This window comes from Gracilibacillus sp. JCM 18860 (genome assembly GCF_055395245.1).
In genome coordinates this window covers 4,294,224-4,318,423 of record NZ_AP043868.1, presented here as the reverse complement: position 1 = coordinate 4,318,423, position 24,200 = coordinate 4,294,224, and the positions used below count along the sequence as shown (strand labels likewise).

Below are 24,200 nucleotides of genomic sequence, written 5' to 3'. Positions count from 1 at the left end.
TATATATTTCTTTAAGGAGTTTTTCTATGAATGAAGACATTGTAAACATGCATAGTGTCGATTTTTATTATGGTAGCAGACAAGCATTATCGAATATAGATTTTTCCATTAAATCCGGTGAGTTTATTGGTTTAGTTGGTCCAAATGGTGGTGGTAAAACTACCTTAATAAAGCTATTACTTGGTCTTGAAAAACCAACTAATGGTTCTATTTCTTTATTCGGGCAATCCATCGAAAGATTTAAACAAAAAAACAAAATTGGTTATGTATCACAAAAATCCAATACCTTTAATCGTGGGTTCCCCGCAACCGTAGAGGAGGTAGTAGCCATGGGCTTAACCTCAAAAAAAGGATACTTTAGGAGATTTACTAAACAAGATAAGCAGAAGATTAAACAAGCCATTGCTCTTGTTGGAATGGAGGCGTATAGTCATGATAATATTGGAGATCTCTCAGGAGGACAGCAGCAACGAATTTTTATCGCTCGCGCCTTAGTAAGTGACCCTGAATTACTTATCCTTGATGAGCCAACAGTTGGAGTAGATGCGGAGAACGTTGAAAAATTCTTTAATTTACTTCATGAGCTAAACAAGAAAAACATTACATTATTACTTGTTACTCATGACATCGGCACAATGACTCATCATGCATCACAGGTTGTATGTCTAAATAAAACGTTGCATTTTCATGGTGATCCTAAAGTATTCCAAGAAATGACGGATCAAGAGGTTTCTCAATTCTATGGACATCAACTGAATCTCGTGTCACATCAGCACTAAATCGGAGGAACATTCATGTTAGCAAATTTATTAGAATTCGAATTTTTAAGAAATACATTTTTAACTGGTATCATCATTGGTATTATTGCACCATTACTAGGTGCTTTTATTGTGGTAAGAAGACTTTCCTTAATCGCTGATGCATTATCACATGTCACTCTAGCGGGTATTGCATTTGGATTATTAATGGAAAAAAAGACTGGAATTCTATGGATTACTCCTTTTTATTCTGGACTAGGCTTCTCCGTTATCGGTGCTATATTAATTGAACGTTTGAGACGTGTTTATACAGCCTTTCAGGAATTGGCAATCCCGATTATATTATCTGGGGGCGTTGGTTTAAGTGTTATTTTTATTTCCATTGCCAACGGATTTAACACGGATTTATATAACTACTTGTTTGGATCTGTCTCAGCGGTAAGTAGAAACGATTTATTTAGTATTATCGTAATAGCTGTCATTGTTTGTGCCGTCATTTTTTTGTTTTATAAGGAATTATTTCTTCTTTCTTTTGATGAAGAACACGCAGAAGTAACTGGGATTCATGCAAAAAGAATTCATTTTATTTTCATTCTACTGACAGCACTTGTCATTGCAGCTTCGATTCGAATTGTTGGAGTGTTACTCGTTTCTGCCCTAATGACCTTGCCTGTAGCCGCAAGCATAAGAATAGCAAAAGGGTTTAAACAAACGATTATTTATGCGATAATATTTGGAGAGGTAGCAGTAATTTTAGGACTTATCAGTGGATATTACCTCGAAATTCCACCAGGGGGAACGATTGTGGTTCTTCTAATTTTCTTATTAATAGCTACTATTATCGGTAAAAAAATAACTCAAAGCTTGCTTAATAGAAAGCATCAAAGCCATGGTGAGGTGTTGAAATGAATAAACAAGAAGCTTTAGGTTTGTTAAAGGAAAAAGGATATAAATATACAGAAAAAAGAGAGCATATGATTGATTTCTTCGTTGTGGAGAATCGTTATAGAACAGCACGAGATCTTCTTGAAAATATGGAACCTAACTACGAGGGGATTAGTTTTGATACCATCTATCGGAATTTACACTTATTTGATCAGCTTGGTATCTTAGAGTCGACAGAACTGAATGGAGAAAAACATTTTCGACTGAAGTGTGATCACCATCATCATCATCATTTTATTTGTAAAAACTGTGGAGTAACGAAAGAAATTCATCATTGCCCTATGGAACTAATTGATGAAGAATTAAAGCAATATATGATAGATGATCACAAATTCGAAATTTATGGCTTTTGCCCTTCCTGCCAGTAAGAGGTAAAATTGATTTTTAAACCGTGTAAATCCACCAAGAGATTTATACGGTTTTTTTCATCATAAAAAAATCCTTCATTCCCCTCCTCTACTTGCCCACACCTTTTATGTTTTACATTTATTTTACAATAATAAGTTGTTCTTTACATTTATTCGACATATGTTTGAATGGAAGGACTCAATATACGAGGGGTGTGACAAAATGAAAATCGCCATCTTCACAGACACGTTTCTCCCTGATGTAAATGGTGTAGCGAAAACACTAGGTAGATTAACCCGTTATTTGGATAAGACGAATCATTCTTATATTGTTATTTCACCAAAAAGGAGTCGAAAGGAGCAAGGAACGAAACAAATCTATTTGCAATCAAGCTTTCCTTTCCCACTTTATCCAGACTGTCGTATTTCAGTCCCTAACAAAAATGAAATCAAGGAGCTTTTACATTCCTTTAATCCTGATATTATCCACGTTGCAACGGCTTTTTCAATTGGTTTATGCGGAATTCGCTATGCCAAAAAATTCGATATTCCTTTAGTAGGCTCCTATCATACTGACTTTGATCACTATCTTCAATATTATCATCTTCCTCTATTATCCAAACCATTATGGCGTTATATGGAATGGTTCCACCAATCTATGGCCCGCATTTTTGTTCCATCAACCTATACGTTCGAACAATTAAATAAACGAAATTTCTCCAACATTCAAGTATGGGAGCGTGGTGTCGATTCTTCGATATTTCATCCAAACTATTCGAAGGATCAAATCAGACAAAAATATAATATATCGAAAAAATATATACTCAGCTATGTAGGGCGACTTGCACCAGAAAAAAATATGGAGACTTTATGCTATCTTATTAATCATATGTCAGCAGAATTCCGTGACCAAATCCATTGGATGATTGTGGGAGATGGTCCAGCCAAAGCAAGCCTTGAGAGTCAAATCGAAAATAATAATGTAACATTCACTGGTTTTCTACCACAAAAAAGAGTAGCGGAAATAGTTGCTTCTAGCGAATGTTTTGTATTTCCTTCTGAAAGTGAGACCTTCGGAAATGTAGTACTTGAAGCACTTGCATGTGGTACAGCAGTTGTAGGAGCTAATGCAGGTGGTGTGAAAACGATTATTAAGGAAAGCTTTACAGGGATTCTTTGTGACAAGGGTGATTATTCTATGTACCTTACTGCTATCGCAAGCATCTTAGGTAACGATAGCTGGCGAAAACAATTAGAGGAAAATGCCGTTCGCTATGCACACAAGCAAAAATGGGAGGATCGCTTTGAAGAGCTATTGGCAGCATATCAAGCCGTTATTTCTCACAAGCAAACGATCACATTAGAAGCATAAAAGGTAAGCATCATCAGCAAGTGGCTTAAGATTGCCGCATGGATAAGAAGCATGTTTAGGTACCTAAACATGCTTCAGCTAAAAAGATACCAACCTCTTTATTTTGTTCCCAAATTTGATCAAAATAGGTAATTGGAACTGGCCTAGGTCCAATATATGGGGCGATTTCAATCGTGAAGCTTGGTCTTTTCATTTGCATCAAAAACCAATCAGTAAACCCCCCACCACTTGGTTCATCGTCTGGTTCAACAAGCTGATAACCTGTCAGCTCTGCCAAATCGTTAGCTAATCCTTTTGCCTGATTTAGAAATTCGCCAGTAATTTTATATTTCCAAAAAATTTCTTCTCCGGAAGAATGATAACAAGCAGCATTACAAAAGTCTTTCTCAAGGACAAATTGATACAATGCTTTTACTTCTGGTTCACTTAAAGGTTGTGCCCCTTTATACATTGCAGGTGCTGGTTTCTTCATTTGATCATCAATTGATTCCCAATCAACTGGATATTGTCTGTTTAGATCAACTCCACGGATATTTGCCTTCCATGCACGAAAATCGTCTGATTCATTGTTTAATGTGCGGAGAAAAGGAAGATTACTTCCTGTTTGTACAAGAGTAACCCCATCTGGATTGACCATCGGGATAAACCAAATTGAAACATCCTGTAGCAATTTACGGAAATCTGCTTTTAATTGCACTAACTCACAATAATATTCGATCATATTCATCAAAAGTGCTGTCGTTAGCCATTCCCTTGCATGATGTGCACCATTTAATAGGACATTTTTCGAACCTGTACCAAGTTTTATGGCAAACAACTCTCTCTTTTCCACCGAATAACCGATTATTTCCTTTGCTAAGTAAGGATATTTGATACAAAGACAGTCGATGTCGACCTTCATCTGTTCAAAGGTATATATTTTCCTCGGATCAACAATTGCTCCCATTTAGCATCATCCTTAAGCTATTCTTCTATAGCTTATGTATCAAATATAGTCTGGTGTCTATTTACGAAGAAAAAGCGTTCTTTGCTAACATCTGTAATACCATATCATCCATTGGAGGGTTGTGTAGACCTGCACGAACATCACGATAATACTGTTCGAATGGCATTGTTTTCGATAGCCCTCTTCCACCAACGATGCGCATGGCAAGATCGACTACCTCATTTGCAGCATTGGTTGCAACTACTTTTACTGCTGCTAACTCACCCGCGAGGCTTTTTCTTGACTCTGGATGTTGATCCCATTTTTCTGCCACACTATACATAAAATATCGTGCTTGCATTAATTTTAACTCTATCTCTCCCATTTTCTGTTTCACATGCTCTACTTCAGATATCGGATGCTTTAAACTGTTAGGTTGAAAGTTTTTAGCAAATTCGATGACATCGTTCCTTGCAGCCATTGCAATACCTAAATAGCATGCAGGAATATGTAATAGCCATCCTTTTGGCTTTGGCTTTTTCGGTTTATCATTAATTTCTACTAAATACTTACTTGGCACTTGACAGTTTTCTAAAACCAAATCATCACTACCCGTACCTCTCATACCGAGAGTATCCCATGTTTTCTCGACATGAAGACCATTAGTCTCTTTCGGTATGAGAATCGAGCCAATCGCTTTCTTTTCTTCAATATATGCCGTAACGATAAAATAGTCCAACACCTCTGCCATGCTGGTAAAGGACTTTCTACCATTGATAACATACTGATCACCCTTCTTTACCGCCTTCGTCTCAGGAATTCCCCCTCTCGTTGGACTACCAGTTGCCGGTTCCGTTGCTGCACGATTTACAAGCATTTGTTTTTCGCCCACCTCTTTGGCAAGAAAGTCATACATTGCTCCTTCCCAGATATGCTCCTCACTTAATTCCTTGACAACTCCTAAGTGCCATCCTACAGAAAGCGCAGTAGACGCGTCTCCTTCCGCTAGCTTTTCTTGCAATAGTAAGAATTCATATAAGGATAATGCTTCTCCTCCATATTTTTTCGGAAGAGTTAATGATAGATAGTGTGCTTTTCTTAAATCCTCTATCGTTTCGATAGGCAATGAAGCCGCTTGATCAGCTATTTTCCGTCTTTCACGAATTTTGATAGATAATTCTGTTGCCATCCTATACAATCTTTTTTCATGTTCTGTTTGGACAAAATTCATCTTCGATTACCTCCTCATGTCTTTATTGTGATCATAACGAACCAAATGAAAAAAAGCCAATAAATTGTAAACAAATCCTTCATGTATAGGATTATGATTTTGATCTAGACTAAAAAACAATCGTCCATTTTAAAAATGGAGCTTACAGCATAGAGAGGGAATTATTTTATGTTACGTAGATTATGGAAAAAAACAAATCACTCTCCTTCTATTGAGAGCTTTCAAGACCTTATCACTTTCATGAGAGAAAGCGATGATTTCAAGCAATTACGTTTTGGCAATAATTCGGCTATTACTGTCTATTATTATCAATCCCTAATCAATACAGAAAAAATTAAAACGAATCTCTTACCATATTTCCAGGATCTATCTATCCATAATGTTCAAGAAATTAAAAACATACTACCTTTTGATGAAACAGAAGTGACCTCTGATTTAGGGGCAATCGAAGAAAAAATACTATCAGGATTTATTGCGATCACTTTAAAAGACGATGACCAACAAGTACTACTAATGCCTGCTAAGTTTGAAACTGACCGAAATGTGGATATGCCTGAAATAGAATTTAGTGTTATTGGACCTAAGATTGCATTTATAGAAGATCTGCATACGAATGTGAACTTAATTAGAAAACGAATCAAATTACCACATTTGCAAATGAAACTATTAAAGGTAGGTAAAGTCACAAAAACGTCTGTAGCGATCATGTATATTGATGGCATAGCCAATCAAGAAAATATCGATACCATTATTCAGAGAATTAAAGATATTGAATATGATCAGATCATCGACAGTTCTTTCATTGGACAAATGATTGCAGATAATTCTACCTCACCATTTCCACAATTAATGGATACCGAAAGACCAGATCGAGTTACTAGTGCAATTATTGAGGGGAAAATTGCGATTATTTGTGATGGTTCCCCCCATGTGTTAACAGGACCAACAACATTGGTCGAGTTCTTTGCATCCTATGAGGACTATTTTCTTACATGGCCACTTGCAACAGCGTTTCGTATCATTCGAATTTTTGCGGTGATGTTTTCTGTTTTAGTAACACCATTGTATATTGCTGTCTTAACTTATCATTATCACGTTGTACCGATTGATTTACTTGGTACAATCATTTCCTCTCGAAAGGATATTCCATTTCCACCAATTTTGGAAGTGCTTATTCTTGAATTAACGATTGAACTTTTACGTGAGGCTGGAGCGAGACTTCCTACGAAAATTGGCCAAACCATTGGTATCGTTGGGGGTATTGTTATTGGAACGGCAGCTGTTGAGGCTGGTATTACGAGTAATGTCTTATTGATCTTAGTTGCATTAGCAGCACTGGCTTCTTTTACAACACCTATCTATCGCATCGGTAACACAATTCGCCTACTTCGTTTTCCCTTCATTATTCTTGCACAGATGTGGGGAATTATCGGATTGGCGTTCGCGATTATGTTTCTTGTTACACATCTATTAAGGCTTACTTCCCTAGGAAGGCCATTTACAGAGCCATTCTATCCACCTAGATGGCCTGATCTAAAGGATGCCTTTGTACGATTACCCTTCAGTGTACAGGGGAAGCGACCTATTTTTACTTCTTCAATTGATAAAAATCGGATTCAATTAAAAAGAACTTTGGCAAAGGAAGGGAAAAGAAAGTAGGGAACTTATGAGCAGTCAAAAACAAAAGATAGATATTTCTCAAATGGTTTCCCCATTTCTAGTTCTTTACATTCTGCACGGAACTCAGATGGGAGAAGGGGTATTAACTTTTACGCGAAGAATTGCAAAGGTTGCAGGATATGATGCCTGGATAGGGATTCTACTAACATGGCTTCTTACAACCATCATTATTGTTATTGTATGGAAAATAGTGCCGGATGGCCAGGATTTAATCGATATTCATCACTCAATATTCGGCAAACGATTTGGTAATTTACTCTCCCTTCTTTTTGGTGTTCATTTACTCTCTCTCTCTTTTTATGTAATGAGATCCTATATAGAGGTGATCCAAGTCTGGTATTTTCAAGATCTTTCAATTGGTTGGTTTTCTTTATTTCTATATATACTCATTTTATATCTTGTATTAGGAGGATTTCGAACGGTTGTAGGCTTTATTTTTTTTAGCTTTTGGATTCCACTTGTCTTGTCCTTCTCGATTTTGATTGCTTTTCAACATGGACATATGGAAAATTTATTACCAATTATGAATACTAGCTATTGGAATATCGTAAAATCTGTGGAACCAATGGCTACTGGTTATTTAGGAATCGAGTTGATTCTAATGTTTGCACCATTTATTCATAAATTTCACAAAGGGTTAAAATGGGCAGTAAGTGCTAATGGGTTAACCACCCTTATCTACTTACTTGTAGCACTTTCTAATTTCGTTTATTTTAATCAAGAACAAATTCAATTATTAGCATGGCCATCTCTACACGTATGGAAGATTATTAGCTTTCCTCTCATTGAGCGATTTGAATATGTTGGAATTAGTCTTCATTTTATCGTAATCATCGCGACAAGCTGTATTTACTTCTGGGGAAGCGTACAATGCTATTATCGCATCAGTAAAGTTTCGTTTCGAGGCATCTCCATATTTCTCGCAATAATAGGATTCATCTCTATGTTCTTAGTTAAAGATTATTTAATGATTGAACAACTTTCAAACATAATATCTAAAATTGGTTTTTGTTTGTTGTTCATCTACATCCCTTTTCTCTATATTTTGAAGTTAATCAAATCAGGAGTGACAAAATCCCATGAGACTATTTAAAAAAAGTTCTATAATTTTTTGTTCACTTCTATTATTGACAGCTTGTGTAAAAACAAAGGTTATCGATGATGTGGAAATTATTATGCTATATGGGTTTGATTGGGAGGCATCGACCAAGGAATACATCGGCACAGGAGTATCTCCATTATATGGATATAGTGAACAAGCAGATACGAGAGAAAACGCTGCATACACAAGTCAATCTAGCTCTATACAAGGAATTACCTCACAAATTCAACATAAGGCACCTTTTCAAGTGGAAACAGGTAAGCTAACATCCGTTCTTTTTGGAGAGGAGGTAGCGCAAATAGGAATTTCAGACATTTTACAGGGGATTAACGAAATGCCTGACATTGGGAGAATGCTTCATCCTCTAATCGTTGAAGGAAGGGCAGAGAATCTCTTATCGGAACAATATCAATTAGAGCAAACACTTCCTCGTTATATCAAAAGCTTGATTGACAGCAATATTAAAAGGAATTTACCAAAAATGACTTTACATGATCTCAATTATCGTTATTACGGTGAGGGAATGGATCCATTTATGCCGATAATAGCAGATAGAGAAACCATTGTAGATATCGTCGGATTAGGATTTTTTAATCATGACAAATTAGTATACAAGACTGGAACCGATTCATTTTTTGCTTTTAAAGCTTTATATGAGGATAGTAATGATGCGACTTATCAATTCGAATGGAAGAAAAAAAATAAATCACTTTCCGTCATTTCGATTCAATCCAACCAAAAGAAGAAATGGGTTTCGAAAAATAAGCTTGAGATTACCGTAAAAATTGAAGGATATATTGCAGAAGCAGAATCGTTGGGACTGGACAAGCCTCAAAACAAAAGAAAACTAGAAAAACAAATAGGAGAGAAATTAGAGGAAGAGTGCTCTGAGTTAATTAAAAAATTTCAAGAGCTTGATATCGACCCATTGATGATCGGAGCCTCTGCCAAAAGTACTTTTAGAGATTGGAACAAAAAAGAATGGGAAGAAACCTACCCAACTATAGACATTCAGCCTAAGATATATTTTCATATCAAACAAACCAATCTTACCAAATAGTATCGATAAACATATTAAAACTCGCATTCATCATGATGGAATGCGAGTTTTTTCAAAACTTTTGACATTATTCGTCTATAACCTGTTGCACCTCATCTAATTCTTCATAGCTAAGCACATGGTCTAAATCTAAAAGTAGTAACATACCTCGATCCTCAAGCTTTGCTACACCCTTTAAATACCGGTGATCTACATCACTAACTAATTCAGGTGTCTCTTCTACTAAATCATTGGTTATATCGATCACATCTGTCGCCTCATCGACGATCAATCCTACCTGAATATTTCGTACATTTGCAATTAGAATTCTAGTTTGCTCTGTTGCTTCTAGCTCCTCTATGCCTAATCTTGTCCGAAGATCAATAATAGGTGTAACTTTTCCTCGAAGATTAATAATACCTTTAATAAAATCTGATGTTTGTGGTAGTGCAACTATTTCTTGTAATCGTTCGATGGATAGGATCTGTCCAATATTGGCCCCATATTCTTGATCATTTAATTTAAATATTATCGTTTTGGTCATTACTTCTTCCATTACTACCACCTACTTATTATTGATTGATTAACAGTGCCATCGTCATACTTCCAATATTCACAAATTGGATTTGGACTTCTAACACTCTCTTGAATCCAGTTAATTTGGCATCACCACTTATTACAGTGGGATGCGTAATATCCGTTTCGATACCTTGTTCAGCTAAATGTGTCGAAAGACCCCCTGCAATCATATTACCTAATTCACCTGAGAAGGAATCGAGCATCTCATCTGATAACGGCATTCCATAAAGAGCTTCACCGATCGCACTAAATACCTCTTTGTTGGCGCGTATTAATAAATCACCTTTAAAACTACCACTATAACCAATTAATACACCATAATTCACGAACAATGGATCTGTAGATAATTTAGGTGCTTCAAATTGAGGATCGACAGGTACTACTTTCTTTATCGACTGAACAGATCCATTATAAAGCTCTTTAATTATTTCATTAATATTCACTTCCGCAGACGTTACCATATACTCACTTCTCCTAACCTTAACACAAAATATAGTTATTTTTCATTATGTTCTATAATACATAATACCTAATATATTTGAATAACACAATAAAATTTTATTGATAGATAGTCTAAACTTACTAATAAACTACATTTCATTCATGCTAAGGTTAGGCAGAGTATACATTTCCCCATACAAAAGGGCTATTCCCCGTCAGCCTTGCCGAATTGGAATAGCCCTCTATCATCATTATTGACCTAATTCATTTATAATTTCCTCGATCTTAGCAAGCTCGGATTGAAGACCTCCACCGCTTAGGTACCATAGTGCACCATCTAAATAAATGATGTGCTCATTTTTATAGGCTTCTGTTTGTTGGATGATATCATTCTCCATATCTTTTTCGATATTAGATTCCCCATTTATAGCAGCAGTACGGTCGATTACGAATAAAACCTGTGGATCAAATTCTAATATTGCTTCAAACCCAAAATTAGATCCATGTGAAGAGGATTCAATGTCTTCTGTAACTGGCTTAAACCCATATTCATCATATATGTAACCAAAACGCGAATTGGATGCAAAGCCAGAAAGCTTTCCTTCATTATACATCGTAACTAAACTAGTCTCATAGTTTCCTGCTAATGTGTTTATTTCTTCTAGGGCAGAATCAAATTTTGCAAGATGCTCTTCCGCTTCTGCTTCTTTATCAAACATTTTCGCTGCAATGTCTACTGAGTCTAGAAATGTATTCCAATAATCATTCTGATCTGTACCTACAAATACAACATTTGGTGTGATTTCCTTCAATTGATCATAAAATGCAGATTGACGACCAGATATAAAAATGACATCAGGCTCTAATGCCGCTATATCTTCCAGTAAGGGTTCTTTTAATGTACCAATGTTCGTATATTCGTCTGATGCGTACTCTTCCAGATGAGAAGGTAATGTACTACCTTTTGCTACACCAACAATCCCATCAACACCAAGTGCATCTAATGTATCTAACATGCCATAATCAAATACAACGATTTTCTCTGGCATTTTCTCGAATTTCACTTCCTCAAAGCTATAAGCGGTACCATCTCTGCCTTCAGATTTAGTAACGGTTGGAGTTATTGTCATCGGATAAGCACCTGAACTACCCTCTTCAGCTGTTTCATTAGCATTTTCCTCCGATGCAGTAGCTTCATCTGCTCCCTCTGAGTTAGAGTCCTCGTTAGACCCACATGCTACTAGCATAAGGGTTAAAATTAATAATGCAATTGCTAATTTCCAATATTTCATGTTTTTCTCTCCTTTTAAAATAGATCGATGACAGCAATAATGATAATCATTATCACTGATAATAATTATCATTATATATATATTCCACATGACAGTCAATACCATATTTAATATTTAAACTATATTTATCCCCCAGTAAGATCATCACTGAGGGATAGGAGTGGACTTTAAGCATTGTCTAGGAGGTTTGCGAATTAAAATAAACACAAATTCGACAACCATTTTGCTCTTGTATAGGAATATCCATATCGTAAATATCACGGAGTGCATCTGAATTAATAATCTCATTGGTTGCCCCATTTTTAACTAATTTGCCATTTTTCAAGGCAACAATCCGATCCGAATATACAGATGCAAAATTAATATCATGTAATACGATCACGACTGTTCTACCAAGATCATCGACAAGTTTGCGTAATATTTTCATAATTTGAACAGAATGCTTCATATCAAGGTTATTTAAAGGCTCATCCAGTAAAATATAATCTGTATCCTGTGCAATAACCATCGCTATAAATGCTCGTTGCTTTTGACCACCAGACAATTCATCTAAATACATATCCTGCATATCTGTTAAGTTCATGTATTCCATCGCTTGATCGACAAATTTGTTATCTTCACTATTTAAGCGTCCTTTTGAATAGGGATAACGACCAAATGATACAAGCTCACGAACGGTTAAACGCACATTAATATAGTTTGCCTGCCTTAAGATCGAGACACGTTTTGCAAATTCTGTAGATTTCCATTTTTTTACGTTGTTTTGATCAAGCAGAACTTCTCCTGTATCTGCTTCTAAGAGACGACTAACCATTGAAAGAAGTGTAGATTTACCAGCACCATTCGGACCTATAAATGATGTAATTGTTCCCGGCTCAATCGTTACGGATACATCTTGTACGACAGGCTTTTTACCAAACTGCTTTGTTAATCCTTTAATTTCTATCATCCTGATGCCCTACTTTCTTTTATTAATAAATAAATGAAATATATTCCACCGACGAAGTTAATAATGACACTAATGGTTGTGCGTAATTCAAAGATATGCTCTACCAAGAATTGACCACCAACTAATGCAACAATACTGATTAAACTAGCACCTAAAATTAATACAGAATGTTTATAAGTGACTAAATACTGATAAGATAAATTCGCTACAATTAAACCTAAAAAGGTAATCGGACCAACTAATGCTGTTGATGTCGCTATTAGTATGGAAGACAAGATGAGAATATTCATTACCATTCGATCATAGTTAATCCCTAAATTGATAGCATTTTCACGACCTAATGACATAACATCTAATTTCTTCATAATCCGGTAACCATATATAAACGAAAGCAATAAAATACCAATAGCAATATATAGTAGCTCTGCTTTCACATTTGTAAAGCTTGCAAATAATAGTGTTTGTAAACCTAAATATTCTACAGGATCAATCATTACCTGTAAAAAGGTAACAAAGCTTCCTAATAGTGTTCCAAGAATCATACCAATTAATAGCAGTAAGTAAATCGGATGCTTATCAGCCCTAAATAAAAATCGATACAAAAATAGGGCAAATAAAACCATCGCCAATACTGCTGCTCCAAAATTTAAATATTTATTAATAATCCAAACTGACATCGATCCTGCAAAGAAATAAATGAATGTCTGGACCACCTCATACATAGAATCGAGCCCCATTACAGAAGGGGTTAAAATACGATTGTGAGTAATGGTTTGAAACACTACCGTAGAATACGATATAGCGATCCCTGTAATTATCATGGCTGCAACACGAATCATCCTTCTAGGAAATGCATAATCAAATCCACCCTTGATATCATAAAATCCATATAACAGTACACAGATAATGACTAATAGGATTAGAAAGATCAGTTTAGTACTATTTTTTTGCATAGGCTCTCCCCCTAAATAACATAATTAAGAAGATCGCACTACCTATTACCGCTACCGTTATATTGACTGGAATTTCATATGGGTGAATAATAATTCTACCAACAATATCACAGACTAATAGAAAAACAACTCCTAATAACATGGTATGTGGAATGGTTTTGCGTAAATTATCACCAAAATATAATGAAACAATATTAGGTACGATTAAACCTAGAAAAGGGATCATTCCAACCGTAAGTACGACCGTTGTAGAAATGATAGCAACAAGTATTAGTCCAATATTCAAGACTACTTTATAACTTAAGCCTAAGTTTTTCGCAAATTCTTCCCCCATCCCTGCAACGGTAAATTTATTAGCATAAAGATAGGCTAGGATAACTGCTGGTATACTTACATATAACAATTCATACCGACCAGCAATAATTAAGGTAAAGCTGCCCATAAGCCAAGCAGAAATATTTTGAATAATATCTGCCTCATAGGCGAAGAAGGTTGTAATAGATGACAAAATATTACCAAACATAATTCCGATTAACGGAACAAAGATCGCATCTGTAAATTTAATTCGATCTAAAATTTGCATAAAAAGCAATGTTCCCAATAATGCGAAGATAAAGCTAAAAATAATTTGTTCCGTATAGGTTACATTCGTAATAAACAACATAGATATTAAGATTCCTAGTTTTGCTGCATCTAATGTACCTGCTGTTGTTGGAGAAACAAATTTATTTCGACTTAATGCTTGCATGATTAATCCCGCAATACTCATTCCGGCACCTGCTAATATAATAGCGACCAATCGTGGGATACGACTAATTAAGAAAATTTGTGTCTCTTCTGACTTCCAATCTAGTAAGTCACTTAAGCGAATATCAATCGCACCGATAAATAATGATACAATTGACAGAATAATTGTAGCTATTAATAACATCCAAAGTCTCATATGTAATCCTCTTCTAATCGAAATAAATGAAAATGATTATCATTCCAATTGCGATTATATTATATTAAAGCAAATAAGGAAAGTCAACCTAAAAATGCTATGATACTAATAAATGAAATGAAATTTCTCCTTTTCATCCTAGCTCTGGGGATTTATATTAAAAAAACACCTTCCTTCCATTTTGAATCTTGCGTTTTTAAGCTTTAATATCTATCATTAACAATGAATGTTCATTCTATAAAGTAAGAAGCAAAGGAGAATATAGCTTGATTATTATTATCGATAATTATGATTCTTTTACATATAACTTGGCACAATACTACCTTCAACTAACAGGTAATGTCACGATATTTCGCAATGATCAAATAACGATTGAAGAATTAAAAGCATTAAATCCCACATTAATCGTTCTATCACCTGGTCCTGGTTCACCTACTAATAGCGGAATTTGTCGGTCTATATTGCAGCATTTTTTTCAAACCATCCCAATTTTTGGTGTTTGCTTAGGCATGCAAATTATAGTTGATTTTTTTGGCGGAAATATTATTCAGGCTCGTGAACCAATGCATGGGAAAACCTCTCTCATCACACATGATCAAACAGGTATTTTCTCTTCGTTGCCATCACCACTTAAGGTAACTAGGTATCACTCTTTGAAAGTAGAGAATACTAGTTTTCCCACACAGCAATTATCGATTACCGCAACAACCGTTGATGATACCATTATGGGTGTCCGACATAAGTCTTTACCTATTGAAGGAATACAATTTCACCCTGAGGCGATTTTAACGGAACATGGTTTTCAAATGGTACAACAAAGCTATGATCATGCATTAAGAACGGAGGTGCTTGATTGAGACAACATATTGTGCAATTTGACTTTGAGAATCAACCTACTATGGCCTTTACCAAACCAGTTGAGATTTTGACTACGTATAACTTGCATGAGATTGAAATAATATTTAAAAAAATAGAAAAAGCATTAAATAACGGTTATTATGTAGCTGGATATGTATCCTATGAAGCTGCCCCTGCTTTTGACTCAAGCTATCAAGTTCATGATCCATCCTCGATGCCACTAGTTTGGTTTGGTGTTTATCCCGATCCTGAGTCATCGTTGCATTTCGAAAATAATGAGATGTATCAAATAGCAGCCTGGAAAAATACTATCAGTGAAAAACAGTATCATCAAAATATAGCAAAGATCCAACATGCCATTTCTGAAGGTTTTACCTATCAAGTCAACTATACAACAAGATTAACCTCACATTTTTCAGGAGACAGCTATTCTTATTATCATCAATTACGCAAGAACCAGGGGACTTCCTATAGTGCTTTCTTGGATATAGGCGATCATCAAATTATCTCTGTTTCTCCTGAATTATTTTTTAAAGTGCATCAGAACACGATTACTACGAAGCCAATGAAAGGAACGGTACATAGGGGAAAGACTTTAGCAGAGGATATACAATTAAAAAAAGGGCTTTACGAATCAGAAAAAAATCGTGCAGAGAATGTGATGATTGTTGACCTATTGCGCAATGACTTAGGTCGTATTGCTATCCCTGGTTCTGTTAAGGTGAAGCAACTATTTAATATTGAGCCATATCCTACCGTGCATCAAATGACCTCTACAATTGAAGCAAAATTAGCTGCGAGCAGCAATGTCTGGCAATGGTTTGAAGCATTATTTCCTTGTGGCTCCATCACTGGGGCACCAAAAGTAGAGACAATGAAATATATTAAAAAATTAGAGAATTCACCTCGTGAAGTTTATTGTGGTGCCATTGGCTGGATTTCTCCAGATCGTGAGGCAACATTTAATGTTCCTATAAGAACCGTTTGGTTGGAAAAGGAAACAGGTGTAGCTTATTACGGCACAGGAAGTGGTGTTACATGGGATTCATCCAGTGCAGATGAGTACAAGGAGCTCATCCAAAAAGCTGCCGTACTTCATGAAAATCGATCTGCTTTTTCACTTTTGGAATCGATGTTACTTAAGGACGGGATTTTTCCATTACAATTTTATCATCTAGAAAGACTGCAGCAATCCGCTAAATATTTTCATTTTCCTTATAAAGAAAAAGAATGTAAAGCCTTATTAACTGAAGTAGCAACAAATTATCCGAATGGATGCTTTAAAGTGCGTTTAATGCTTAATTCTAGTGAGCTGAACTATACAATTGAACCTATACAGACCACCACTTCCCCGATCAAGGTACGTTTAGCTGAAGATTCAATAGATAAGAATAATATATTTTTCTACCATAAAACGACCAATCGATCTATCTATCAGTCATTCGATCAAAAGTTATCAGAGGAACATTTTACTACCCTACTCTGGAACAATTATGGTATGGTTACCGAATTCACTACTGGAAATGTCGTATTCGAGAAAAACGGAAATTATTATACTCCTCCAGTAAGTGATGGTTTATTGCCGGGAACGCTCCGTGCAAAGCTTTTAGAAGAAGAAAAAATAACGGAACGTCAAATTCGAGTAGATGACATTGATTTATTTGAACGAATTTGGTTTATTAATAGTGTGCGAGGATGGCTGGAGGTGTGTTTAGAAGTGTAAATTCCTAATAAGGAGTCACATACAATTAGTTTTGTGAAATATTTCTAAACAAATCATTCGTCTGCTTATTGGACATTTGGTACAATGCAATTAAATGGTATGTTTTTAAGGAGGATTATCAATGAATGCATATGAAGAATACATGAGGGAAATGGCTCGCCCTATGCGCGAAGAATTAACAAATGCTGGTTTTGATGAATTAACAACACCTGAATCAGTGGACCAATTTATGGCTGAAAACAAAGAATCAGCACTTGTTGTAATAAATTCTGTGTGTGGTTGTGCAGCTGGACTGGCTCGTCCTGCGGCAATTGCCTCACTTACAGGTGATAAAAAGCCTTCGAAGCTCGTAACCGTTTTTGCTGGACAGGACCGTGAAGCTACATCCCGAATGAGAGAATACTTTGAAGGAACCGAGCCCTCCTCTCCTTCGATGGCGCTTGTAAAAGACGGGAAACTGCAATACTTCATACCTCGGGAGCAAATAGAAGGCTTCGAAGTGGAAGAGATTATGACCCAATTAACAGATGCTTACTCAAAATATTGTTAAGGAGTTAATAAAGAGCAAGTTTTACCTTTATAAAAGGATAAAACTTGCTCTTCATTTGTATTCTCTTAGTTTAAATTAAAATCTGATTATAATGGGGCTATAAAAAAGATTGATCAGAACAACTTACAATAATAGAAATTTGGACAAAGTTACTGTGATATCTATCAGCTTTTTTCCTTTTCTACCGATACCATTAAAAACATAGGTCTTCGAGTCTCATCTTTCATTTCAGGAATACTCTTTAGCATTTCATTGGAAGGCACTGATTCCTTGACTGCTTTTATCATAAAACCAGTGTCAATTAAGTTATTTATATATGTCGAAATCGTCCGATGGTATTTTGTCACATTCTCATCTAAGAATATTGTTTCACGTATTCCTTCTATTTGATAATTGTCAACTGGCCAATGTAGGCGATTTCCTTTTTCATCATATATCCAATCTTGTACATTCCGAGAGGTGAAAATGGGATGTTCAACAGAGAAAACGAACCTTCCCCCAGGCTTTAGACAATCATATACCTTCTTGCAAGTTAATTTAAATGACTTAATATAGTGAAAAGCCAACGAGCTAATAACCACATCAAATTCTGAATTTGAAAAATTGATGTCTTCAATCGGTATCTTTAAATACGAAATTAAAGGATCATTTGTCATTTCACGGGCTTTTTGAAGCATGTTTTCAGAAATATCTACACCTATTACAGAACTTGCTTGCTGCTCACGTGCATAACGGCAATGCCAACCAAAACCACAGCCTAAGTCAAGTACAATTTTACCCTTTAGTTCTGGTATTAACTCTTTTAATATATGCCATTCACCAGCACCTTTAAGACCATTAACTGATCGTGGCATTTGTTCATATGCAGAAAAGAACTTTGGATCATCATACTTATTTTGTTTCATTATTCATTCATCTCCTATTATTTAGCTCCCCGCTTTAAGAGGCTACTCGTCTTCAGTTAACCATCTCTTACCTCATTATTTAACTAAATTTAAAAAAACACAGTTACCTATACTAAATCCTTCTAAGATCAAGGAAATATATTCAGTTACCCTACGCTATTCAGAATAAATCTGTATGTTTTAAGCTCCTACATTTTACTATATCCAATAACAGCAAGGATAATAATAGTGCTGATTACAAACATGGTCTTGATTAAAAATAAACGGTCTTCCTTAAGTTTAAGGAAGAAACTCCGTATGATTTTAATAATCAGAAGTATGATTATTAGGATCGTAATTGGACCTCCGACGTCTTCACCACCTGAACCACCTTTCCCTCTACCATATACTATCCGAGTAGGGAAAATCAAAATGACGGCAATACAAACAAATGCAGTCATTACAATAAAAAAAGCTATAAGTTTATCATCAACGAGGCCAATATTTACAATCCAATCTGCTACTGTATCAATTAACCACGTTGCACCTATAAAAACAGCATAATGAAATCCTTGAATCAACTCCAAGAAGTCTTGCCCGAAACTTTTTAACATTTGATTGTAATTACTATCCTCCATCCTTATAAATCTTTTATTTATTACTTTTAAAAAGAAGCCTTTGAAATAAGTGAAATAGAGCAAAATAATTTAATAAAAATTAACCTTATTCTATGAATTTACCCGTTTGTAAAAATGTCGCAAAACTAGCCGTGAATGTAATTGTATGAAACATAATTTTCAATTATTGAACTTTACTCACACTTTTTTCAACGTCATACCTTCATCCAGTTTATCAGATAATCATGTTTATAGAGATCGTCTGGATAATAAATAATACCTGTATCCCCATCCTCATACAGAAATTGAAGAAATTCATTTAACGCACCCATATACTCTGCATATAAAAATTCAAAACTAATCGTCTCCTTCGGCATAAGGTTCTTCTCACAGACAGCTGGATCGGTATAATTCATATATGTACGACAAGGAATCGGGCGAATTTCATATGCTAAGCACTGATTGGTCTCCGTATTTAACAATGGGCATGGAAGGAGACTTTGACGATATTTCATCTTAAAATCTTCGACCTCTTCAAAACTTATTTGACTAACTTCTTCTATTTTTTTGCTATATTTCTTATAATAAGCGGAGAGATGCCTCTGGATAACAATCTGTCTTTCATTAGAAAACTGATTGATTGCTGCCAACATTAGCTTAGCTTCCATTTCATTTATTATGATAGGAAAGTAACAGCAAAAGGCACAGCCCATACGACAGGTCGATGATAGCTCAACATGGTCTTCCATTCTCGTTATTTCATCACTCACTACCGCTAATAGCTCTGTAAAACTTGCCATAAGCTTTTCATCAATCGTAGCTTCTTTATCCGCCCATTTTTCCACGACATGATAGAATCTATCTCCATCTATTTCATATTCGTTTGTTAGTTGCTCACACTTTTTTTGGATAGTTTCAAAGGATAAATATTGTTCCATATAGTTAAACTCCCTATTTTTGATGTACCGTTCTATTGTTAACCATTTTTGAATAGAAGTAAATACTTATCCTAGTAAAACAAAAAAGCTAACCAGAACGTGGCTGATTAGCTCAAATTTCATTATTGAATTACTCGACGAACATGTCCTGTAAAGGTGCTCTTCCAGTAGCTATTACTCATGCTTTCAACCGCGACACCTGAAGAACTTTGAGACCCAATAAATTTATTGTTACCAAGATATATTCCTACATGGCCATTTGTTTTATAAGTATTGAAGAACACTAAATCTCCTGGCTTCATCTCACTTGTTGATACCCTCTTACCTACAGAAGAAAGAGCTGAAGTACTTGAAGGGATACTTACACCACCTTGTCTAAATGCCCAACTAACAAATCCAGAGCAATCAAATCTTCCATTCGCGATATCATATGCTGTTCTACCGCCACCGAAGACGTAAACAGAATTTCCGATGTATCGATTACCAGCATTTATAATTGTTTGTAGATTTCCACTAACTGTACTATTATCTGAACTACTAGCATATAATTCAATACCTGCACTTCCAGAAGCATCATTAGAAGAAGATTGAGCTTCTAATTCCTTTTGTCGTTGCTGTGCTTCCTTTAATGCTTGTTGTTTATTTGCTAAAACTTCGTCTTCGATTTTTAATTCTTCTAAGACATCTGCATTAGCATCTTGCTTTTGTTGTAATTCTGATTTTAATTGTTCATTTTGATCTTTTTGAGCAACAATTTGCTTTTGCATTGCTTCATATTCGACTTTCATCTCTTCTAACTCTGTAAGTTTATCATCTAAAGTAGATTTCTCTTGTTCTAATTCTAGTTTATCGTTCTCTTGTTCTTCTAAAAGCTTTTGATCAGCATCTGTAATCTTTGTAACAAGTGCGAATCGATCAATAAAGTCCAAGAAATTGTCTGCACCTAAGATTACTTCAAGATAACTAGTAGAACCACCGTTTTGCTGCATTGATGAAATTCTATCCTTTAAGATCTCATTTCTTTTCTCTATCTTTTCTTCTTTTTCCTCAATGGTTTCATTTAAACCTTCTACTTCCTTCTCCGTGGAAGCGATTTCACTTTTCGTTTCTGTGATTTTTTTCTCATTGTCTTCTATCGCTTCATCTAATCGATTGGTTTGTTCTGTTAAAGAGATTAACTCTTGTTTTATCTTTTGTAATTCTGTTTCTTTTTCATTTATGTCTGATTGTAATGAAGATCGTTGTGCTTGAATGTCTTCTACTGTTTCTGCTTGCACTGTAGTATGTACGAAAAACAAACTTGACATAACCGTAGCGGTTACGGCTGAACGTTTCATAATAACTTTCCAATCTCGCACTATTTTCCCCTGCCTTCGATCTTTTTTTCTCTCGCCCTTGTAGTCTAACATAAAAATATGTCAAAAATATTATTGAAATGTTACAATTATATTTCAATAAGACTAATTCTTTTATCCTACTTACAAAAAATTGGTTCTTTTCACCTTTCTAGTATTCTGTCGGTCTCTGTTTTTCTACAAAATTAAAAACAGAAGCAAACAAATTAGCTCCTGTTTTTTTAGTAGTAAAACGTTTATTCTTCAATTAAATGCTCATGCTTCATAAAATCTTGTTTTTCTTGTATTTTTTTAAAGGCCCGGTGTGCTGGCATCATAAGAGCTATTGCTAGAATACTTAAGCTGAAAAATATCGCTAACCCTTGGAATTGCCATAGAACGAATAGGATCCCGAACATTCCTAGTATCATCACAAAAGTGGATAATGGATTTAAAATCATAATAAAGAAAGCACTTTTCAAAACCTGTAAGATCTTCATATCATAGTAGACATAGACAGGGAAAACGTACATTACTGTTAAAGTAAATAATATACTAATAAACAGAAACGGAATCGTTAATAATAATGTATGGTCATTTTCTGATATTGTTATGAATAAAAAATCTAAATATAATATATACCCAAATACTAGTAATATATACCCTATGATATTAGCACCCTTTAAAGAATCACGAAAGGCTCTCCAAAACGTTTTAAAAATAGCTACATCCGGATACCCGGTAATCCACTTTCTTACTACTGTAAATGTCGCAGCTGTTGCAGGAAATACTCCGATTACTATGCATCCTAGTATAGAAAAGGCAATCCATAACATGTTTAAATAAGCGACCTTTGTTATCCATTCCAATGCCTTATTAATTGCTTGCATCCTTCTCACCTCTCAAAAAATTACAGTAGAGGTAACTACTAATGACTGTAATTACCTCATTGATATTCTTATCCTTTTAAACCACTCGTACTGATCCCTTCTACTACATATCTTTGGAAAATAAAGAAAATAATAAAAACTGGTATCAAGGAAACTACTGACATGGCAAACATTGCCCCCCAATTGGAGACTGTTTCATTACTCAGGAACATGTTTAAAGCCATCGACACGGTGTATTTTGATGGACTGTTTAAGTAAAGAACTGGTCCTAGTAGATTATCCCATGTCCAATAGAATGTAAAAATTGCCGTAGTTGCCAATGCTGGAACAATTAATGGCAGAATGATTCGATAATAGATACCAAAAGTATTACATCCATCTATTGTTGCTGCTTCATCCAATTCTCTTGGGATTGTTCGAATAAATTGAACAAGCAAGAAAATGAAGAACGGATGACCGAAAAAGGCTGGAACAACTAATGGTTTTAAAGAATTTAGCCATCCTAATTCTGCAAAGATAATGTACTGTGGAATCATTACTACTTCATATGGAAGCATTAATGTCACAATCATAATCGCGAACCAGAAGTTTCTTCCTACAAACTTTAGTCGCGCAAATCCAAAAGCGATTAACGAACAGGATACTAAGTGACCGACTAACACAAATGCGACAAATATCGCTGTATTTTTAATAAAGGTTCCAAACCCGTGGTCACCAAAACCTTCCCATCCTTGTGCATAGTTACCTAAAACGAATGGATCAGGAATGAAGGATTCTGCTGTCACAAATATTTGCTCACTCACTTTAAAGGAACTCATTACTAACCAAAATACTGGGTACAATAACAGAATGGCAAAACCACCAACAAGCACATGATAAATGATCTTTTTTAGATGTTTTGGCTTCATCGTTTATCTGCCCCCTTCTGATTCGTAGTGAACCCAAAATTTTGATGTAAGGAAAATGATCGATGTTAAGATCGCAATAATGATTAGCATTATCCATGCCATGGCGGAAGCATAACCCATACTAAAGAACTCAAAACCTTGTTTGAATAAGTATAAAGAGTATAGTAAGGTACCATCTAAAGGCCCACCAGTTCCTTTCGAAATAATAAACGCTGGAACGAATGTCATAAATGCAGCGATCGTTTGCATAATGGCATTAAATAAAATAACAGGACTTAACATTGGAATCGTAATGTGAAAAAACTTTTGAAAAAAACTTGCTCCATCGACACTTGCTGCCTCGTAATAACTTTGCGGTATCGACTTTAACCCTGCTAAGAAGATGAGCATGGAAGAACCGAATTGCCAAACAGAAAGGAATATTAGCATCCAAAGCGCAGCAGTTGGGTCACCAAACCACCGAACAGGATCAATCCCCATTGACAATAATGCTAAGTTAACAATACCTTCGTCACCGAAAATGTTTCGCCACATAATCGCAACTGCAACACTTCCTCCAATTAATGAAGGTAAGTAATACAATGTGCGATATAAACCAACAGCGCGAGAAGCTGTATTTAATAACATGGCTACGATTAATGCAAATGCAAGACGTAAAGGTACACCTGCAAATACATAGATAAAGGTGATTTTTAAGGAATGCAAGTACCTAGGATCATTTGTAAACATTTCTTTAAAGTTATCAAAACCGATCCATTGTGGAGCGGAAAAAAGATCGTAGGATGTAAAGGAAAAATAAAGGGAAGCGATGATTGGAATGATCGTAAAGGCTAAAAAGCCAATGATGAACGGTCCAATGAATAGATATCCCCATAGATTCTGCTTTATATTTGTTTGCATTTTGTGAGCTCCCTTCACTTATTTTTGAAGGATAGCTGATCC

The 24,200-nt window shown here is 35.4% G+C and carries 25 protein-coding genes; 10 read left to right on the top strand and 15 right to left on the bottom strand.

The genetic code is table 11. The annotated features are described in order from the left end of the window. The first annotated feature begins 26 nt into the window (after positions 1 to 26). The 4 genes from ACZ5R4_RS20915 (at position 27) to ACZ5R4_RS20900 (ending at position 3,422) form a co-directional block, all read left to right on the top strand. Positions 27 to 779, top strand: a complete 753-nt coding sequence (locus ACZ5R4_RS20915) for a metal ABC transporter ATP-binding protein (RefSeq protein WP_109983485.1) — start codon at positions 27 to 29, stop codon at positions 777 to 779. A gap of 15 nt (positions 780 to 794) precedes the next feature. After that, positions 795 to 1,667, top strand: coding sequence for a metal ABC transporter permease (locus tag ACZ5R4_RS20910; RefSeq protein WP_464367938.1), 873 nt, complete (start codon positions 795 to 797; stop codon positions 1,665 to 1,667). Further along, on the top strand, positions 1,664 to 2,071 hold the full coding sequence (locus ACZ5R4_RS20905; RefSeq protein ID WP_054859956.1) for a Fur family transcriptional regulator: 408 nt from the start codon (positions 1,664 to 1,666) through the stop codon (positions 2,069 to 2,071). Before ACZ5R4_RS20910 ends, ACZ5R4_RS20905 begins: the two co-directional genes overlap by 4 nt. Before the next feature lie 202 nt (positions 2,072 to 2,273). Continuing rightward, positions 2,274 to 3,422, top strand: a complete 1,149-nt coding sequence (locus ACZ5R4_RS20900) for a glycosyltransferase (protein WP_054859955.1) — start codon at positions 2,274 to 2,276, stop codon at positions 3,420 to 3,422. Positions 3,423 to 3,477: 55 nt separating this feature from the next. Here ACZ5R4_RS20900 and ACZ5R4_RS20895 read toward each other — a convergent pair whose 3' ends face one another. Together ACZ5R4_RS20895 and ACZ5R4_RS20890 are read right to left on the bottom strand one after the other, a co-directional pair. Beyond that, on the bottom strand, positions 3,478 to 4,368 hold the full coding sequence (locus ACZ5R4_RS20895; RefSeq protein ID WP_464367937.1) for a M14 family metallopeptidase: 891 nt from the start codon (positions 4,366 to 4,368) through the stop codon (positions 3,478 to 3,480). A 61-nt stretch (positions 4,369 to 4,429) separates the two neighbouring features. Beyond that, positions 4,430 to 5,578, bottom strand: a complete 1,149-nt coding sequence (locus ACZ5R4_RS20890; RefSeq protein WP_464367936.1) for an acyl-CoA dehydrogenase family protein — start codon at positions 5,576 to 5,578, stop codon at positions 4,430 to 4,432. Positions 5,579 to 5,746: 168 nt separating this feature from the next. Between ACZ5R4_RS20890 and ACZ5R4_RS20885 the strand changes: the two genes are divergently transcribed. From ACZ5R4_RS20885 to ACZ5R4_RS20875, 3 genes are read left to right on the top strand one after another with little or no spacing between them, the layout of a single operon-like run. Further along, complete coding sequence (locus tag ACZ5R4_RS20885; protein WP_109983490.1) at positions 5,747 to 7,237, top strand: spore germination protein; 1,491 nt, start codon at positions 5,747 to 5,749, stop codon at positions 7,235 to 7,237. A gap of 7 nt (positions 7,238 to 7,244) precedes the next feature. Further along, positions 7,245 to 8,351, top strand: a complete 1,107-nt coding sequence (locus ACZ5R4_RS20880) for a GerAB/ArcD/ProY family transporter (RefSeq protein ID WP_464367935.1) — start codon at positions 7,245 to 7,247, stop codon at positions 8,349 to 8,351. Beyond that, positions 8,338 to 9,420, top strand: a complete 1,083-nt coding sequence (locus tag ACZ5R4_RS20875) for a Ger(x)C family spore germination protein (RefSeq protein ID WP_109983492.1) — start codon at positions 8,338 to 8,340, stop codon at positions 9,418 to 9,420. Before ACZ5R4_RS20880 ends, ACZ5R4_RS20875 begins: the two co-directional genes overlap by 14 nt. Before the next feature lie 67 nt (positions 9,421 to 9,487). Here the strand turns inward: ACZ5R4_RS20875 and ACZ5R4_RS20870 are convergent, their stop codons facing one another. From ACZ5R4_RS20870 to ACZ5R4_RS20845, 6 genes are all read right to left on the bottom strand, one after another. Next, complete coding sequence (locus ACZ5R4_RS20870; RefSeq protein WP_109983493.1) at positions 9,488 to 9,955, bottom strand: chemotaxis protein CheW; 468 nt, start codon at positions 9,953 to 9,955, stop codon at positions 9,488 to 9,490. Positions 9,956 to 9,971: 16 nt separating this feature from the next. Next, positions 9,972 to 10,439: a chemotaxis protein CheX gene (locus ACZ5R4_RS20865; RefSeq protein WP_054787531.1), complete on the bottom strand. Its 468-nt coding sequence runs from the start codon at positions 10,437 to 10,439 to the stop codon at positions 9,972 to 9,974. A gap of 231 nt (positions 10,440 to 10,670) precedes the next feature. Beyond that, entirely contained in the window at positions 10,671 to 11,711 is a 1,041-nt protein-coding gene (locus ACZ5R4_RS20860) for a siderophore ABC transporter substrate-binding protein (protein WP_464367934.1), read from the bottom strand. Positions 11,712 to 11,889: 178 nt separating this feature from the next. Beyond that, positions 11,890 to 12,660, bottom strand: a complete 771-nt coding sequence (locus tag ACZ5R4_RS20855) for an iron ABC transporter ATP-binding protein (protein ID WP_464367933.1) — start codon at positions 12,658 to 12,660, stop codon at positions 11,890 to 11,892. Further along, positions 12,657 to 13,613 carry an iron chelate uptake ABC transporter family permease subunit gene (locus tag ACZ5R4_RS20850; RefSeq protein WP_054787533.1) on the bottom strand — a complete coding sequence of 319 codons (957 nt, stop codon included), beginning with the start codon at positions 13,611 to 13,613 and terminating at the stop codon, positions 12,657 to 12,659. The genes ACZ5R4_RS20855 and ACZ5R4_RS20850 overlap by 4 nt, the downstream gene beginning before the upstream one ends. Beyond that, entirely contained in the window at positions 13,600 to 14,556 is a 957-nt protein-coding gene (locus ACZ5R4_RS20845) for an ABC transporter permease (protein WP_054787534.1), read from the bottom strand. Before ACZ5R4_RS20845 ends, ACZ5R4_RS20850 begins: the two co-directional genes overlap by 14 nt. A gap of 266 nt (positions 14,557 to 14,822) precedes the next feature. On the opposite strand from ACZ5R4_RS20845, the gene ACZ5R4_RS20840 reads away from it, so the two are divergent. The 3 genes from ACZ5R4_RS20840 to ACZ5R4_RS20830 all read left to right on the top strand — a co-directional run bounded on the left by ACZ5R4_RS20840 (position 14,823) and on the right by ACZ5R4_RS20830 (position 17,687). After that, a complete protein-coding gene (locus tag ACZ5R4_RS20840) occupies positions 14,823 to 15,413 on the top strand; it encodes an anthranilate synthase component II (protein WP_054859948.1) in 591 nt (196 codons plus the stop codon). Continuing rightward, the gene (pabB, locus tag ACZ5R4_RS20835) at positions 15,410 to 17,137 is read left to right on the top strand and encodes an aminodeoxychorismate synthase component I (RefSeq protein WP_464367932.1); all 1,728 of its coding nucleotides are present in this window, start codon (positions 15,410 to 15,412) and stop codon (positions 17,135 to 17,137) included. The genes ACZ5R4_RS20840 and pabB overlap by 4 nt, the downstream gene beginning before the upstream one ends. 121 nt (positions 17,138 to 17,258) lie before the next feature. Continuing rightward, on the top strand, positions 17,259 to 17,687 hold the full coding sequence (locus ACZ5R4_RS20830; RefSeq protein WP_054787535.1) for a BrxA/BrxB family bacilliredoxin: 429 nt from the start codon (positions 17,259 to 17,261) through the stop codon (positions 17,685 to 17,687). Between the two features lie 164 nt (positions 17,688 to 17,851). Here the strand turns inward: ACZ5R4_RS20830 and ACZ5R4_RS20825 are convergent, their stop codons facing one another. From ACZ5R4_RS20825 to ACZ5R4_RS20795, 7 genes are all read right to left on the bottom strand, one after another. Next, complete coding sequence (locus tag ACZ5R4_RS20825; RefSeq protein ID WP_054859946.1) at positions 17,852 to 18,592, bottom strand: methyltransferase domain-containing protein; 741 nt, start codon at positions 18,590 to 18,592, stop codon at positions 17,852 to 17,854. Positions 18,593 to 18,780: 188 nt separating this feature from the next. Continuing rightward, entirely contained in the window at positions 18,781 to 19,185 is a 405-nt protein-coding gene (locus tag ACZ5R4_RS20820; protein ID WP_054859945.1) for a hypothetical protein, read from the bottom strand. Positions 19,186 to 19,403: 218 nt separating this feature from the next. Then, the gene (locus tag ACZ5R4_RS20815) at positions 19,404 to 20,126 is read right to left on the bottom strand and encodes a YkgJ family cysteine cluster protein (protein ID WP_464367931.1); all 723 of its coding nucleotides are present in this window, start codon (positions 20,124 to 20,126) and stop codon (positions 19,404 to 19,406) included. Between the two features lie 122 nt (positions 20,127 to 20,248). Continuing rightward, positions 20,249 to 21,484 (bottom strand): C40 family peptidase, encoded by a 1,236-nt coding sequence (locus ACZ5R4_RS20810; RefSeq protein ID WP_054859943.1) that lies wholly within the window; start codon positions 21,482 to 21,484, stop codon positions 20,249 to 20,251. A 233-nt stretch (positions 21,485 to 21,717) separates the two neighbouring features. Beyond that, positions 21,718 to 22,350 (bottom strand): YesL family protein, encoded by a 633-nt coding sequence (locus ACZ5R4_RS20805; RefSeq protein ID WP_054859942.1) that lies wholly within the window; start codon positions 22,348 to 22,350, stop codon positions 21,718 to 21,720. 68 nt (positions 22,351 to 22,418) lie between these two features. Next, positions 22,419 to 23,258: a carbohydrate ABC transporter permease gene (locus ACZ5R4_RS20800; protein WP_054787538.1), complete on the bottom strand. Its 840-nt coding sequence runs from the start codon at positions 23,256 to 23,258 to the stop codon at positions 22,419 to 22,421. Between the two features lie 3 nt (positions 23,259 to 23,261). Then, positions 23,262 to 24,158 (bottom strand): carbohydrate ABC transporter permease, encoded by an 897-nt coding sequence (locus ACZ5R4_RS20795; RefSeq protein ID WP_109983499.1) that lies wholly within the window; start codon positions 24,156 to 24,158, stop codon positions 23,262 to 23,264. Positions 24,159 to 24,200: the final 42 nt, after the last annotated feature.

What these genes read in the sequence shown, in the direction of transcription:
- ACZ5R4_RS20915 (WP_109983485.1), top strand. Translation starts at nt 27, where the DNA reads ATGAATGAAGACATTGTAAACATGCATAGTGTCGATTTTTATTATGGT.
- ACZ5R4_RS20910 (WP_464367938.1), top strand. Translation starts at nt 795, where the DNA reads ATGTTAGCAAATTTATTAGAATTCGAATTTTTAAGAAATACATTTTTA.
- ACZ5R4_RS20905 (WP_054859956.1), top strand. Translation starts at nt 1,664, where the DNA reads ATGAATAAACAAGAAGCTTTAGGTTTGTTAAAGGAAAAAGGATATAAA.
- ACZ5R4_RS20900 (WP_054859955.1), top strand. Translation starts at nt 2,274, where the DNA reads ATGAAAATCGCCATCTTCACAGACACGTTTCTCCCTGATGTAAATGGT.
- ACZ5R4_RS20895 (WP_464367937.1), bottom strand. Translation starts at nt 4,368, where the DNA reads ATGGGAGCAATTGTTGATCCGAGGAAAATATATACCTTTGAACAGATG.
- ACZ5R4_RS20890 (WP_464367936.1), bottom strand. Translation starts at nt 5,578, where the DNA reads ATGAATTTTGTCCAAACAGAACATGAAAAAAGATTGTATAGGATGGCA.
- ACZ5R4_RS20885 (WP_109983490.1), top strand. Translation starts at nt 5,747, where the DNA reads ATGTTACGTAGATTATGGAAAAAAACAAATCACTCTCCTTCTATTGAG.
- ACZ5R4_RS20880 (WP_464367935.1), top strand. Translation starts at nt 7,245, where the DNA reads ATGAGCAGTCAAAAACAAAAGATAGATATTTCTCAAATGGTTTCCCCA.
- ACZ5R4_RS20875 (WP_109983492.1), top strand. Translation starts at nt 8,338, where the DNA reads ATGAGACTATTTAAAAAAAGTTCTATAATTTTTTGTTCACTTCTATTA.
- ACZ5R4_RS20870 (WP_109983493.1), bottom strand. Translation starts at nt 9,955, where the DNA reads ATGGAAGAAGTAATGACCAAAACGATAATATTTAAATTAAATGATCAA.
- ACZ5R4_RS20865 (WP_054787531.1), bottom strand. Translation starts at nt 10,439, where the DNA reads ATGGTAACGTCTGCGGAAGTGAATATTAATGAAATAATTAAAGAGCTT.
- ACZ5R4_RS20860 (WP_464367934.1), bottom strand. Translation starts at nt 11,711, where the DNA reads ATGAAATATTGGAAATTAGCAATTGCATTATTAATTTTAACCCTTATG.
- ACZ5R4_RS20855 (WP_464367933.1), bottom strand. Translation starts at nt 12,660, where the DNA reads ATGATAGAAATTAAAGGATTAACAAAGCAGTTTGGTAAAAAGCCTGTC.
- ACZ5R4_RS20850 (WP_054787533.1), bottom strand. Translation starts at nt 13,613, where the DNA reads ATGCAAAAAAATAGTACTAAACTGATCTTTCTAATCCTATTAGTCATT.
- ACZ5R4_RS20845 (WP_054787534.1), bottom strand. Translation starts at nt 14,556, where the DNA reads ATGAGACTTTGGATGTTATTAATAGCTACAATTATTCTGTCAATTGTA.
- ACZ5R4_RS20830 (WP_054787535.1), top strand. Translation starts at nt 17,259, where the DNA reads ATGAATGCATATGAAGAATACATGAGGGAAATGGCTCGCCCTATGCGC.
- ACZ5R4_RS20825 (WP_054859946.1), bottom strand. Translation starts at nt 18,592, where the DNA reads ATGAAACAAAATAAGTATGATGATCCAAAGTTCTTTTCTGCATATGAA.
- ACZ5R4_RS20820 (WP_054859945.1), bottom strand. Translation starts at nt 19,185, where the DNA reads ATGTTAAAAAGTTTCGGGCAAGACTTCTTGGAGTTGATTCAAGGATTT.
- ACZ5R4_RS20815 (WP_464367931.1), bottom strand. Translation starts at nt 20,126, where the DNA reads ATGGAACAATATTTATCCTTTGAAACTATCCAAAAAAAGTGTGAGCAA.
- ACZ5R4_RS20805 (WP_054859942.1), bottom strand. Translation starts at nt 22,350, where the DNA reads ATGCAAGCAATTAATAAGGCATTGGAATGGATAACAAAGGTCGCTTAT.
- ACZ5R4_RS20800 (WP_054787538.1), bottom strand. Translation starts at nt 23,258, where the DNA reads ATGAAGCCAAAACATCTAAAAAAGATCATTTATCATGTGCTTGTTGGT.
- ACZ5R4_RS20795 (WP_109983499.1), bottom strand. Translation starts at nt 24,158, where the DNA reads ATGCAAACAAATATAAAGCAGAATCTATGGGGATATCTATTCATTGGA.